Genomic DNA, 13,028 nt, shown 5'->3' on the forward strand with positions numbered 1-13,028 from the left:
GTGTCTCCGGGAGAGGGCTCAGGGCTTGGGGACGTTCAGGATAGTGATGTGGTTGGTCGGGGACGCGCCTTCGTAGGGGGTGAACTGGAACCCCTTGTTTCCGGTGGCGTGGATCGACAGGCCGATCGGGACCAGGTCCGTCGGGTCGTTGGTCCGGTAGATCGGGGTCACTGTGTAGTTGATCGTCTCGTTGTTCTTGTCCACGGCGTGCCGGATCTGGTCCTCGATCGCCTTCATGACCGGGCTGTTGGCGTTCCGGTGCATGGCCACGAAGTTGCGGGTGTCCTTGTTGGAGCCGCCGATCTGGGCGCCGAGCAGGTGGGTCTTGTTCCAGCCCTTGTACTTCTGGTAACCGACGACGTTCGTCGGCGGCTTGGTCTTGCCGCCCGTCATTCCCGGTTCGATCCTCGCGCGCATGGTGCCGGACCGGCCGCCCGGTCCGGTGCTGAACCGGACGCGGCCGCCCCAGGTGGGGTCGTTCTCGTCGCACGGGGTCAGGCCGAGCGGATCCTGGAGGGTGAAGGGGTTGTCGACGTAGGCGAACGGGTTGGGGCCGGGGTCGAGTCCGAGCGGGTCGAGCGTGAGGTAGCGCGCGGTCTCCGGGTCGTAGTGGCGGAAGTAGTTGTGGTGGAGTCCGGTCTCCGGGTCGTAGTACTGGCCGGGGAAGCGCAGTGGTGTGTACGAGGAGGCGTCCCGGTTCCACACGGTGACGCCCCAGACGGTGCTGCGGCTGTGCCAGGCGATGTGCCCGTTCTCGTCGACCATCTCGGTCGGCGTGCCGACGAGATCCGTCACGATGGCGAAGAAGCGCTGGTCGACGATGTCCTGCGGGGCTTCGGCGGCCGACTTGCTCTCGACCTGGAGCAGCGGCCGGTAGCCGTCGTGCTCCCAGGTAAGATGGACCGCTTCGGCGGTGTCCCGGCCCCGCGTGGTCTGCTCGACCAGGGTGCTGCCGTCCCAGGAGAACAACGTCTCCTCGACGACGGACGTGCCGTCGGCTGCCAGCCGCTCCTTCGCCACGCGGCGGCCGAGCGGGTCGTACCGGTAGCGCCAGCGGGTCCCGTCGGGGGTGGTGACGCCCGTGAGGCGGTCCTCCGCGTCCCAGGCGTAACGCCAGGTGTCCGGCTTGCGGGACAGCCGGGTCTTCTGACGCAGCACCACGCGGCCCTGGGCGTCGTACTCGTAGCGCACGGCCCCCGCGCCGACGAGTCGGCTGCCCTCGTACCGCCGGCCGCCGGTGGCCTCCGCCCCGGGCATGGTGGCGGGCCAGGAGGCGTGGTGCTGGTTGCCCGCCTCGTCGTACGCGTAGTTCTCCTGCCATCCGGGCCCCTCGGCGGCGGTGACGCGCCCGGTGCCGTCGAGGGAGAAGGCGCGTCGTGTGGCCCGGGAGCCGGTGACGGCGAGCAGTCGCCCGTCCTGGTCCCAGCTGTAGCGACGCTCCCTGCGGCGGTCGGCCGCGGTGGCGCCGTCCTCGGTCGCGGGGGCGGACGGGGCGAGGACCTGGGCCTCCAGCCGGCCGACGGGGTTCCAGGTGTGGGCGAGGCGGAAGACGTCCTCGAGGGTCCGGGTGATCTCGCGGCCGACGGCGTCGTAGGTGAACCGCAGGGTCCGTCCGGCGACGGTGAGGGCGTCGCGGTGGCCGGCCTCGCCGTAGGACTGCCGGGTCACGGTCCCGGACGGCGTGGTGCGGGTGAGCCGGCGGCCGGCGGCGTCGCAGGTGGTGGCCACGGTCCGGCCGTCGACGGTCTCGGCGACGACGCGGCCGACCGCGTCGTAGGCGTACTCCAGGACGGACTCGGGTGACTCGGCCCGCAGGAGGCGTCCGTCGGCGTCGTGCGCGTAGTGGACGAGGTGACCGGCGATGTCCTTCTCGACGAGGTTTCCGACGCTGTCGTAGCGGTAGCCGGTGGTCTGCCCCAGCGCGTTGGTGCGGCCGGTGAGCATGCCCGCCGCGTCGTAGGCGTACGAGGTGGTGCTGCCGTCGTAGTCGGTCTCGGCGATCAGCCGGCCGGTCGCGTCGTAGGCATAGCCCCAGGTCAGCCCACGGGCGTCGGTGGTCGCGACGAGCCGCCGCTCCGAGTCGTGACGGAAGCCGATTCGCGTGCCGTCCGGGTTCCTGATCTCGGTCGGCAGGTCGAAGTGGGTGTACGCGTACGCGGTGGTCCGGCCCGACGGGTCCGTGTACCGGAGGCAGTTGCCCTCACCGTCGTACGCCCACTGCTCGGCGGTGCCTGCGGAGGAGGTGCGCGAGGTCAGAGCGCCTTCGACGGACCAGGTCAGCCGCGTGCCTCCGCCGAGCGGGTCGGTGACCTCTGCCGGCCGGCCGAACGCGTCGTAGGCGCACCGGGTGACTGCTCCGGTGGGGTCCGTCAGAGCGGTGGCCAGTCCGGCCCGGTCGCGCTCGATGGTCACCGTGTTGCCGACAGGATCGGTGACGGAGGTGGTGGCGCCCCGTCCGTTGGAGGTGTAGGTGGTGCGGGCGCCCGCGGGGTCGGTGAGCATGGTGCGGTTCCCGTGCTCGTCGTACCGGTGGTGCCAGGTCGCGCCGTTCGGCTCGGTCACGGTGGCGGGCAGGCCGAGTTCGTTGTACGAGACGCTGGTGATCCGCCCGTCGGGCCGCAGGACGCTCGTGGGGCGTCCCTTGTCGTCGTACGTGATGCGCACGGTCGCCCCGAGCGGGTCGCCGGCGGAGACGACGCGGTCGTGTTCGTCGTACGAGCTGGTGCTGGTGTGGCCGAGGGCGTCCGTCCACGCGACGAGGCGGTAACGGGCGTCGAACCGGAACGCGGTGGTCGCCCCGGTGGAGTCGGTGTAACGGGTGGTCCTGTGGGACTCGTCGGCGTGGTCGTACGACAGCGTGGCGGACATGATGCCGTCGGGGCCGACCGTCTCGGCTACGCGGCCCGCGGAGTCGTACACGTAGCGGAACGTGCTGTCGTTGCGGTCCGTCCACGAGGTGATCCGGGCGTCTCCGTCATACGCGAACAGGGACGGCAGTCCGGAGGAGTTGGTGACCCGGGAGAGGTTGCCGTGCTCGTCGTAGCCGTAGGACAGCACAGTGACGGGACCCGTCGGGGTGCGGAGGGACAGCTCCGTGATCCGGCTGCCGTCGGTGGCCAACTGGGCCTGGTAGCCGCCGTCGTGGGCGATGACGCTCGGCGAGCCGTCCGGGCGGCGGGCGAAGGTGACGCCGTTGCCGTGGCGGTCTTCCACCTCCGTCAGCCAGTACGCGGTGGAGGCCGCGTAGGGATCGCCGGTGAAGTACCGGGAGAGCCCGGTGTCGGGATCGGTGACGCGGTACGTCGTCCGGGCGTCCGCTTCCTCGCTGTGCGACAGCGCCAGACGCGGGCCCTCGACGGGCAGGACCGGATCGTCGCCGGCGGCGGGAACCCGGGGGTAGACCAGGAGGCTGCCGTCCTCCCGGGCCCATATGAGCCCGCCCCCTGTCGGATCGACCTCCAGCCGCTCGTCCAGGGTGGACGCCCAGCTGCGGCCGAACCACTGACCGTAGCGGTACTGCGAGAGGTGGACACGGCGCAGGGTCAGGGGAAGCACACCCGGCAGGTCGAGGTCGGTCTGCGCCAGGATCATCTCTCCCGTCGCCACGTCGATGGGGTCACCCTCGCAGTGCGTCCTGTCCAGCGGGATGCTGTTGCGCTGTGCGTCCCCGCGGGCGTTGCGCAGGGCGTTGGGCCGGGTTCGGACGTCGTCGTCGCGACGTCGGTCGCCGGAGCCCGGCTTGCCGCCCCCGCCGCCTTCGTCGTGGTCGCCCTTGCGCTGACGGGCGATGCGGTCGCGGGTGTTGTCGTCGTTGTTCTTGTGGTCCTTGGAGATCTGTGTGACGGCCTTGGGGAGTGTCTCGCCGATGTGGTCGCCCATGGTCTTGGCGGACTTCACCAGTGCGCCCATGGCCTTCTCGATGACCGGGTCCAGCGCGTCGGCGATGTCGTCCCGGCCCTTGTTGCGGCCCTGATGCCCCTTGGCTCTGGTCAGCTTTCCGGCGGTCCTGCCGTGGATGCCGACGCTGACACCGTTCAGCCTCGTGCCGGCCTGGTCGTGTTCGTCGTGCTCGATGTGGAAGCCCTTGCCCTTGCCGCCACCGCCACCGCCACCGCCCCCGGCGGAGGCGAGCGTCAGGCCCTCCTTGGCGCCCTGCACCCCCTGGCCGAAGCCGTCCTTGCCGGCCTGCTTCGTCTGGTCGAGGTCGACACCGTTCTGAACGCCCAGCGCGTCCATGCTCACCTGGACGACCAGGTCCGCCGCCATGTTCTCCAACGCGGCCACGACCGGCTCGGTCATGACGGAGACGATGTGGCCGACGGCCTCCTCCATCGCCTGTGTGATCAGCTTCAGCAGTTGCTTCTTCGTGAACGCGATCGCTCCCGCGCCGAGCAGCGCGGACAGCCCACCGGTCACCGGGATGAGCGCCATGGCGAGTCCGGTCTGCCCGGCCAGGACCCCGAGTTCCGCGACGGCCTTCCACTTCATGGCCTCGATCGCGCCCGCCGCGAGGTCCAGTGCCTCCGCGATCGTGCGGGCAGCGGAGACCATGTCCTTGAGGTGCTTGCCCTTGACCTGGGTCCAGTGCTCGTTGAGCGCGTCCATCGCCTCGCCGTGCCCCGACGACAGCAGACGCTCCATGTGGTTGTTGGCGAGCTGGCCGTCGTCGGCGAGGTCGTCCGCGAACTCCCGCAGCGCGTCCGCCATGTCGCGGTACGCGTCCTCGTCGACGTTGGGCCAGTTCACCCCCACCAGATCCAGCAGCGTGTCCGCCCAGTCCGGCACCGTCACAGCCATGGTCGAAAAGCCCCCGTGCGTAAACGTGTTCGCAGAATGCGAGTGCGAACACTTTGTCACGGGAGGACGCACATGATCAACGCGACCTCGCTCTCGTCCGGATGGTGGCGAAGCGGCCGACGCCCGGGGCGGGCGCCGGCCGCTTCTCCGGCCTTCCGGGCTACTGCCAGGCGCAGTGGACGTGGTTGCCCTCGTCCAGGGCTTCCGTCGCGCCGTACGCGCGGCAGGCGCTGACGAAGGTGGCGTTGCTGACGGACATGTTGTCCGCGTCGAACGCGATGCCCCTGTAGTGGTTCGAGTTCGACGAGTGGTCGCCGCCCGCGATCTCGGTGACCAGGAAGGTGTAGCCCCGCTCCGTGGCCAGCTTCAGCATGCCGTTGAGCATGGCCGTGGAGAGCCACACCTCGCGCTCGCCGACGTCGCCGTAGTTGCTGGTCTCGGCGGTGGTGCCGTTCTTTGTGTCGGTGATGTTCGCCTGGGCCGTGGAGTCGGCGTCGACGACCCCGCTCACGTGATAGGTGAGCAGGGAGATACGGGAGTTGGCGTCGATCGACGCTGCGAGCTGGGCGCGGCCGGTGCCGCCCCCGCCGCTGCCGGAGCCGCCGACCAGGGCGTTCCAGGTGTTCGGGCCCACGATGCCGTCCGCCGTCAGGCCGTGCTTGGACTGGAAGTCCTTGGCGGCGTTGGTGGACGCGGTGCCGAAGGCACCGTCGACGACGAGGCCGTACCCGTAACGGTTCAGCTGGGTCTGGGCCGCTCTGGCAGCGTTGCCGGTGCTGCCGCTCTGCACCGTGGCGACCAGCTTGGGCCAGGTCAGCGGACCCACCGAGCCATCGGCCGTGAGCCCGTTGGCGCTCTGGAACGCCGAGACCTTCGTCTCGGTCGCGGGACCGAACCGGCCGTCGGCCGCGATCGCGTACCCGCGGTGGTTGAGCAGGTGCTGGATCGTCGTCACCTGGGCCCCGCTGTCGCCGTTGGCGATGACGGGCCAGGTGGCGGCCGAGGCGGAGTTCGGCCCGAGCAGGACGGCCACCATCGCGGTGATGACCGCGGCGACCAGCGCCGGGAAGCGTCTGCGCATGTCTCTCCTTCGCGTGCTGCGCCGGCCCGTGTCAGCGGTAGCGGACGTGCAGGTGGTTGTCGTGGTTCGGGTACTGCGTGGTCAGGCCCTCGGAGATCAGCGTCGGGTCGTTGAAGTAGACGACCTCGATGTGCCCGGGGGCCGCCGCGCGGATCGCCTGCACGAGCTGGCGGGTCGCCGCCCGGTCGTAGGTGCCGGACTGCCAGGTGATCCGGCCCGCCGAGCACTGCGCGGAATCGGTGCGGATCGGCCAGATGTCGATGTCGAGCCCGACCTCGTGGCTGGCGTGGCCCGGGATGTCGCCGCCGTGTTCGAAGCCCGCGTCGCCCATCGGCAGCTTGCCCTGGCCGGTCGAGGCGAACGACGCGGCTGCGGCCTCCAGCTGGCCGACGGCCGCGGCGGTGGCCCAGTTCGCGGTCGCGTTGCCGTCCGGGTTCTGGTCGCAGATGTTGGTGAAGTTCACCAGCTCGTAGTGCCAGACCAGGTTGCGCCAGGTGTCGGGGCCGACGACCCCGTCGGCGGAGAGGCCCGCGTGGCTCTGGAAGTTCTTCACCGCGGTGGCGGTCCCCGGGCCGAAGTCGCCGTCGACCGTGAGGCCCGCCGAACGCTTGGCGTTGAGCAGGTGCTGCACGGCCTTCACGGCCGATCCCTTGTCACCCTGGCGCACCGTGGCGACGAGCTTGCCCCAGGTGTTCGGGCCGACGATGCCGTCCGCCGTCAGGCCCTGGGAGCTCTGGAAGGCCTTGACGGCGGTCGCCGTGCCGGAGCCGAAGACCCCGTCGGCGGCCACGGACTGGCCGTGCGCGCCCAGCAGGTACTGGAGGGCGACGACGTCGCTGCCTCGGTTGCCCGAGCTCTGCAGGTGGTACGCCGCTCCCGCGAACGCCTGGGCCGGGGTGCCCGTCTGGACGAACAGGGCCGTGGTCAGGGCGAGGAACAGGGCGATCCGTGCGCTCCGCTTGCGCAGACCGGATGATCGGAGCATGGTGCGATTCCTCTCGTGTCGAATCATGTCGGGCTCGGTTGCGATGGGTTGAGGGGATGGGGGACGCGAGGCGGGTCACGCGCGCGGGGTGTGCCCGGCATGTCTCCCTGGACGTCCTCGTGACGTGCTCAGGGGACGGGGTGCCCGAAGGTCAGGCCGTGCCTGTGCTCCAGCTCCCGGATGCGCGGCAGCAGGCCGCGTTCCAGCGCGCGGAGTTCGTCGCGGTGCGCCGCCTCGAAGGCGGTGCGGCGGGCGGCACGCAGGGGTTCCCGGACCGCTTCCACCGGGGCCATGCAGACGGCGTAGGCAGCCCCGAGGCCCCGGTCGGCGCGGGCGGCCTCCGCCCCGTCCTCGATGCCCTGGACGGTGCGGTCGACGAGGGCGAAGAAGCCGTCCTCGTCCTCGACCTCGACGCCGTACCGCGTGAGGCAGCCGGGCAGGGTCCGCAGGGCCTCGCGGGCCCGGGGGTCGTCCCGGACCGCCGAGACCTCCGGCCACCACAGCGACTGGAGCGGCGAGTACAGGTCCTTGAACTCCTTGGCCGCGGCGCGGCCCTCCGCCTCGCAGCGTTGTTGCGCGGCCCGGTCCGCCCGGCCCGCCGCCCGGCCGCTCGGGGAGGCCGACGGCAGGGCGGGCACGCTCATCGTGAGGCCGTGCCGCCCGATGAAGCCCAGGTCGGGCAGGTCGGACCAGCCGATGTACACGGGGGGCGGCACCTCGGCGGGCCGCACGCCCGCCCGCTCCGCGCACTCCTGGAGCCGGGCGTGGCCCACCAGTTGGGCGAAGCCGTCGAGCCCCTGGGTCAGCCTGCTGTCCGTACCGGTCGCGGGCAGCACCATCGCCGTCAGGTCCCGCTCCGCAGGCAGGCCCCGCGCCACCGTCGGCGGCCGTGCGGGGCCCGGCGCGGTGGGGAGGGACGCCGTGGCGAGACCGGGCGCGGCGCCCCCGCAGCCCGTCAGGGCGGCCGCCGCGATGACGGCGCCCAGGGCCGCCGAGGTGATCGGTCTCTTCTTCACGGTGTTTCGTGCCTCTCGGTTGTCCGGGCGCCGCGGGGCCGTCATGCCGGTGGCCCCGCGGCGTACTGCCGATCCGCCGGGGAGCGGGTCAGTGGGTGATCCGGACCGTGTCGCCGCCGTCGAGCAGGCTGGAGACGCTGAACTGGGTGCCGGCGGAGAGGCCGGTGATGAGCCAGTAGGTCGAGTCGTTGACGCTGTGGGAGCCGTCGGACGCCTGGACGTACCGCTTCGAGCCGGTCACCCAGCCGGACGACTTCTTGTAACGGCCGGCGTAGTGGTCGTAGGTGCGGCTGCCGGAGTTGTACGAGTAGGTCAGGTTCAGGTCACCGCAGCCACTGGAGGCCTTGGTGGCGATGGTGCCCTGCGACTCGTACTCACCGGTGGTGAGGGTGGTGACCGTGCACGCCTGGGCCGAGGCGGAGGCCGCCGGGGCGAGTGTCACGCAGGTGGCGGCGAGACCGGCGAGGGCGAGGGCACCTGCGGTGAGGGTGGTGCTGCGGATGCGACGCATGTCATGACTCCCGTGGTCGGTTGGGTGGTGGGGACGGGCGGTGCGAGAGGGGCCTGTTCCGGCCGCCGCTTTTTTCGGCCCAGCGGAATCCTGACCATGCCGACCGGCGAATGCGTAGGTCCCATCGCCCACTCGGGACACTCCCGGGACGCGCGCCCACCGGGACGCGGGGGAGGGGACACGAGGGGACGGGACAGGAACAGGGAAGGGACGGGGAGGGACGGGCAGCGGGAGGCCAGGAACCCGGGGTACGTGAGAGGGGGTGAGGCGGGAGACCGCCTCACCCCCTCTCCCGTACCGGGACACCGGCCACTCAGCCCAGCAGCCGGCTCCAGGTGCGGGCGTCCGCCACGCCGTCGGCCGACAGGCTCGCCGAGGTCTGGAACGCCCGCACTCCCGCCTCGGTGCCCGGGCCGAAGCCGCCGTCGACGACCAGCGTCTGACCGCGCGCGTTGAGCTGGCCCTGCAGCGCCTTCACCGCGTCGCCCTGCGCTCCACGCGCGAGCGGGTTGGCGAGCTGGTGCCAGGTCTGGTTTCCGGCCACGCCGTCGACCCCGGCCCGGTTGGTCGACTGGAAGGCACGCACCGCGCTCTCGGTCGCCGGCCCGAAGGAGCCGTCGGCCACGACCGTGGCACCCCGGGAGTCGAGCAGGTACTGCAGCGACCTGACGCGCTCGCCCGAGTCACCGAGCCGCGCCACCGGCCAGCCGCCCCACGCCGGGCTGCCGCCGATCCGGGCGGCGACGTCGGCCCTGAGCTGCGGCAGCAGCGCGTACAGCCGGTCGCCGGGGCACTCGGTGTTGTTGAAGTCCCGGTGCCCGAAGATCTGGTAGGCGCGCAGCCCGTACTGGGAGCAGATGTACGCGCAGAGGTCGACCAGCTTCGCGTACTGCGCCGACCGCGGGTCCACCGACGTGTACGTGCCCTCGTTCTCGATGCCGACGGCGACGGTGTTCTGGCTGGTGCAGTGCGCCGACTCGACCTGCTGGGTACCGGCGGCCAGCGCGGCGACGCTGGAGTGCCTGCCCTCGGTGATCCAGCCGCCGCGGCTGATCGTGAAGTGCTGGCCCGAGTCGATCCAGCCCCGCGCGTCCATGTGGTCGGCCTGGATCGACCGGGACAGATCGAAGGCGTGCGCCTGCGAGTAGTCGGTGCTGTTCGGGGTCGCCGTGTGATGGACGATGATCTTCTGCGGTCCGGTGGCCAGCAGCTTCACCGGGGTGCTCGGCTCGCGGGCGCTCCAGGCCACGCACCCGGAGATCACCGGTCCGGCGAGCGCGGTGCCCGCGGCGGCGCGCGCGGTCCCCGGCAGCGCGGTCCCCAGGACCGCTCCGGCACCGAGGGCGAAGGCCCCGGACAGCAGCGCGCGGCGTCGCGGACGCGGCATCGGCAGGTCGCTCATCGTCTCTCCCCATGTGTTCGGCAGCCGCCCCGCACAACGCGGAGCGGCGGCCGAATGCTATGAGCAACCTCCCTGTCCCATCAGCGAGTCCCGCACCTCAGACTTGGGCGCGTCGGCTTCTCGGGACGCCCCGGGATCCCGCCCGGCGTCACCGCCTCAGGGCTGCGGGGCGTCCTGCGAGGGGTCGCACTCCTGCTCCTTGACCTTCGGGATCACTCCGCAGATGGAGATGGTCGAAAGGGGGTACTCGGCCACCGACAGCATCCGCGTGTAGGTGTCGCGGTCCACCCGGATGGTGGACTCCTCCGTCCGGCTGCCCTTGTCGGTGATGATCACACCGTCGCCGATCGCCCCGTTCTCCAGCCGCCCCCAGACCGCCTGGCAGGAGGCACTGTGCCGGAGCTGGATCCGCAGCCCGCGCAGGTAGAGGAGCCGGACGGTCTTCGCGTCCCACTGGCAGTTCATCGTCTGCGGTTCGCGTCCGAGGCAGGACTCCCCGGAGCAGCCGGGCAGGGGGTGGTCGGACTCGGCGCCGGGCGTGCGCTCGGCCGCGCCCTGGGCCGTCACCACCCCCGAACTCTCGCCGCTCACCGTCGGCTTGCCCGCGTCCGACCGCGCGCCGTCCGGAGCGGACCGCACTCCGAGGACGGCGATCACGACCAGGGCGCCCACGACCGCGCCGATCGCCATGTGGACGAGCGGCCGAACCCGTCCGGCGGGGCGGGGCCCGGGCCAGGCGCCGCGGTCCGGATCCGGCGCGGCGCCGGGGGCCGTGGCCGCGCCTCCGAAGGGCTCCGCGGCCGGACCGGCCCCGGCCCGCGCGGGCCTGTCGGCGCCGTCGGGCTCTCGGGGCGAGGACCGCGCGCCACCCGGCGCGGGCCGCTCCTCCCGTACGGGTCCCCTCTCCCGTACGGGTTCCCCGTCCCGTACGGGCTTCCCCGGGCCCGTCGGCTCCTCCGGTTCGGGCGCCGTCGCGCCCCGGCCCTCGTCCCGCCCCTCACTCAGGCCGTCCGTCCCCTCTCGCTCTCCCCGCTCTCCCCGCTCCGGCTCCTGCTCCCCCCGGCCCTCTGGTCCGGCTCCGTCGCGTCTGCTTCTCCGGGCCAGCTTCTCGGCGTGTTCCCAGAGGGCGACCAGGGGCGTGGGGTCCTGTCCGACCACGTCCGCGAGCTGCTGGATCGCGGCTCGGCTCGGCCACTGCTTCCCGTTGAGGAAGCGCTCCCAGGACGAGCGGCTGTAGTGCGTCTTCTCGGCGAGCCGGCCGTAGCTCAGACCGAACTCCTCCTTGATCTGGCGCATCCCCGCCAGGACCCGTTCGCGGACGGCGCTGAGTTCGGCGTCCCGCCGACGCCGCTCGTCCCGGTCCTGCTTCTCGACAGCAGTCATTCGAAGCCTCCCCCGTGTTGAACCCCCCTTGCAGGCAAGGGAGTTCATGAATAACTTGCCGCTGCCTGCGGCAGGACTTTGTCACACCGGGACACCTGCGAAACAGCGGACTCACAGACCTCCAGGGCCCGTGCGAGTGATCTGCGCCACAAGGGGCCGCGTGGCATGAGTCGTCCCGCCCCATCCCGTCCCGCACGCCCCCGGCGTCCCGCGCGTCCCGGTCCCGTCCCGTATCGCTCGCGAGAGGCTCCGAAGCGACCAACCCGGCAGCACCATGACTTCGGCCGCTCCCTGATCCACCGCGAAGACAAGGACTCCGAGTGATACCCACCCGAACGCCGGACCTCCGGCGCCGCCTGCCGCTCGCCCAGGCGGCGCTCGTGCTGGCCGCCGCCCTGCTCGCCGTGCTGGCGCCCGCCGTCCCCGCGCACGCCCTGGACTCCACCACCTGGATCCAGCGCAACCTCGCGGGCATCGGCTATCTGTCGGTCGGCGGGATCGACGGCGTCTACGGCGCACAGACCACCGCCGCGGTCCGCTCCTTCCAGCAGGACAACGGGCTCGCCGAGGACGGCGACTACGGCAGCCGCACCGAACTCGCCCTGCACAACAAGGTGAAAGAGGTGCAGCGCAAGGCCGGCGCCACGGCCGACGGCGCCTACGGCGACGGCACCAAGTCCAAGGTGACGTCCTGGCAGCAGGCGAACGGCCTGTCCGCCGACGGCGTCGCGGGCACCGCGACCATGAACGCGATGCGGGTGGCCCGTACCGTGAAGATCACCGCACAGTGGAAGATCGGCGAGCACGGGTGGTCCGTGAGCGGCCAGTTCGGCTGCCTCGACAACCTCTGGATCCGCGAGAGCACGTGGAAGGTGTACGCGACGAACCCCTCGTCCGGCGCCTACGGCATCCCGCAGTCGCTGCCCGGCGACAAGATGGCCGCGGCGGGCCCCGACTGGCAGACCAACCCGGCCACCCAGATCGAGTGGGGACTCGACTACATCAAGTCCCGCTACAGCACTCCGTGCGGGGCGTGGTCCTTCTGGCAGTCCCACAACTGGTACTAGAAAAAGAGGAGTTCACCATGACATCGGCATCCGACCTGTCCCGCCGTTCTCTGCTGCGCTTCGGCGCCGGCGCCGCTGCGGCCACCGGCCTTGCCGTCGGCGGCGGTCTGGTCCTGGCCTCCCCGGCCGCCGCGTACGGCTGGCCCTCGCAGCTCGCCCAGGGCGCGAGCGGCGCGGCCGTCACCGAGCTCCAGATCCGGATCGCCGGCTGGGCGGCGGGCTCGGCCCAGCAGACGTACGTCACCGTCGACGGCCAGTTCGGCCCCGGCACCGGCGCGGCGCTGCGCCGCTTCCAGGCGGCGTACGGGCTCTCCGCCGACGGAGTGGCCGGGCCCCAGACCTTCAGCCGGCTCAACGCGCTGGAGAGCTCCGACGGCTCGACCGCGCACTTCGACTTCTCCGAGTTCCAGAGCAAGGACGGCTCAGGCTTCTCGGGCGGCAAGGTGGGCGCGGCGACCGTGAAGGAGAACGTGCGCCGCAACATGTACAAGCTGGAGGCGCTGCGCAAGAAGTGCGGCGACCGGGCCGTCACGATCAACTCCGGCTTCCGCAGCATCTCCCACAACTCCTCGGTGGGCGGCGCCTCGAACTCCATGCACCTGTACGGCATCGCCGCGGACGTAGCCCTCTCCGGGCTGTCCACGAAGAGCATCTACCAGAAGGCCGAGACCTGCGGATACTCGGGTCTGGAGACGTACACGGTGTCGTGGCAGCACGTCGACTCCCGGGTCGAGTACCCGTACGGCTCGCAGTCGTGGTGGTGGGAGGACGGCGTGGCCTGAGCCC

General features: G+C 71.6%; 9 protein-coding genes. 2 read left to right on the plus strand and 7 right to left on the minus strand.

Annotated features, from left to right (window positions below; all coding sequences use genetic code 11):
• Nucleotides 1-18 precede the first annotated feature (18 nt).
• The 7 genes from OG392_RS34915 to OG392_RS34945 form a co-directional block, all read right to left on the minus strand.
• The gene (locus OG392_RS34915) at nucleotides 19-4,797 is read right to left on the minus strand and encodes a DUF6531 domain-containing protein (RefSeq protein WP_329286238.1); all 4,779 of its coding nucleotides are present in this window, start codon (nucleotides 4,795-4,797) and stop codon (nucleotides 19-21) included.
• A gap of 160 nt (nucleotides 4,798-4,957) precedes the next feature.
• Nucleotides 4,958-5,878, minus strand: a complete 921-nt coding sequence (locus OG392_RS34920; RefSeq protein WP_329286240.1) for a peptidoglycan-binding domain-containing protein — start codon at nucleotides 5,876-5,878, stop codon at nucleotides 4,958-4,960.
• Between the two features lie 31 nt (nucleotides 5,879-5,909).
• Entirely contained in the window at nucleotides 5,910-6,863 is a 954-nt protein-coding gene (locus OG392_RS34925) for a penicillin-insensitive murein endopeptidase (RefSeq protein ID WP_329286241.1), read from the minus strand.
• A gap of 128 nt (nucleotides 6,864-6,991) precedes the next feature.
• Complete coding sequence (locus OG392_RS34930; protein ID WP_329286243.1) at nucleotides 6,992-7,879, minus strand: hypothetical protein; 888 nt, start codon at nucleotides 7,877-7,879, stop codon at nucleotides 6,992-6,994.
• Nucleotides 7,880-7,967: 88 nt separating this feature from the next.
• Entirely contained in the window at nucleotides 7,968-8,390 is a 423-nt protein-coding gene (locus OG392_RS34935) for a hypothetical protein (RefSeq protein ID WP_329286245.1), read from the minus strand.
• 313 nt (nucleotides 8,391-8,703) lie between these two features.
• The gene (locus OG392_RS34940; protein WP_329286247.1) at nucleotides 8,704-9,792 is read right to left on the minus strand and encodes a peptidoglycan recognition protein family protein; all 1,089 of its coding nucleotides are present in this window, start codon (nucleotides 9,790-9,792) and stop codon (nucleotides 8,704-8,706) included.
• 156 nt (nucleotides 9,793-9,948) lie between these two features.
• On the minus strand, nucleotides 9,949-11,175 hold the full coding sequence (locus tag OG392_RS34945) for a helix-turn-helix domain-containing protein (protein WP_329286250.1): 1,227 nt from the start codon (nucleotides 11,173-11,175) through the stop codon (nucleotides 9,949-9,951).
• Nucleotides 11,176-11,495: 320 nt separating this feature from the next.
• Between OG392_RS34945 and OG392_RS34950 the strand changes: the two genes are divergently transcribed.
• Together OG392_RS34950 and OG392_RS34955 are read left to right on the plus strand one after the other, a co-directional pair.
• The gene (locus OG392_RS34950; RefSeq protein WP_329286252.1) at nucleotides 11,496-12,242 is read left to right on the plus strand and encodes a peptidoglycan-binding domain-containing protein; all 747 of its coding nucleotides are present in this window, start codon (nucleotides 11,496-11,498) and stop codon (nucleotides 12,240-12,242) included.
• A gap of 17 nt (nucleotides 12,243-12,259) precedes the next feature.
• Nucleotides 12,260-13,024, plus strand: a complete 765-nt coding sequence (locus OG392_RS34955; RefSeq protein WP_329286254.1) for a D-Ala-D-Ala carboxypeptidase family metallohydrolase — start codon at nucleotides 12,260-12,262, stop codon at nucleotides 13,022-13,024.
• The last annotated feature ends 4 nt before the right edge of the window (nucleotides 13,025-13,028 follow it).

This window comes from Streptomyces sp. NBC_00691 (assembly GCF_036226665.1).
Taxonomy (GTDB): Bacteria; Actinomycetota; Actinomycetes; order Streptomycetales; family Streptomycetaceae; genus Streptomyces.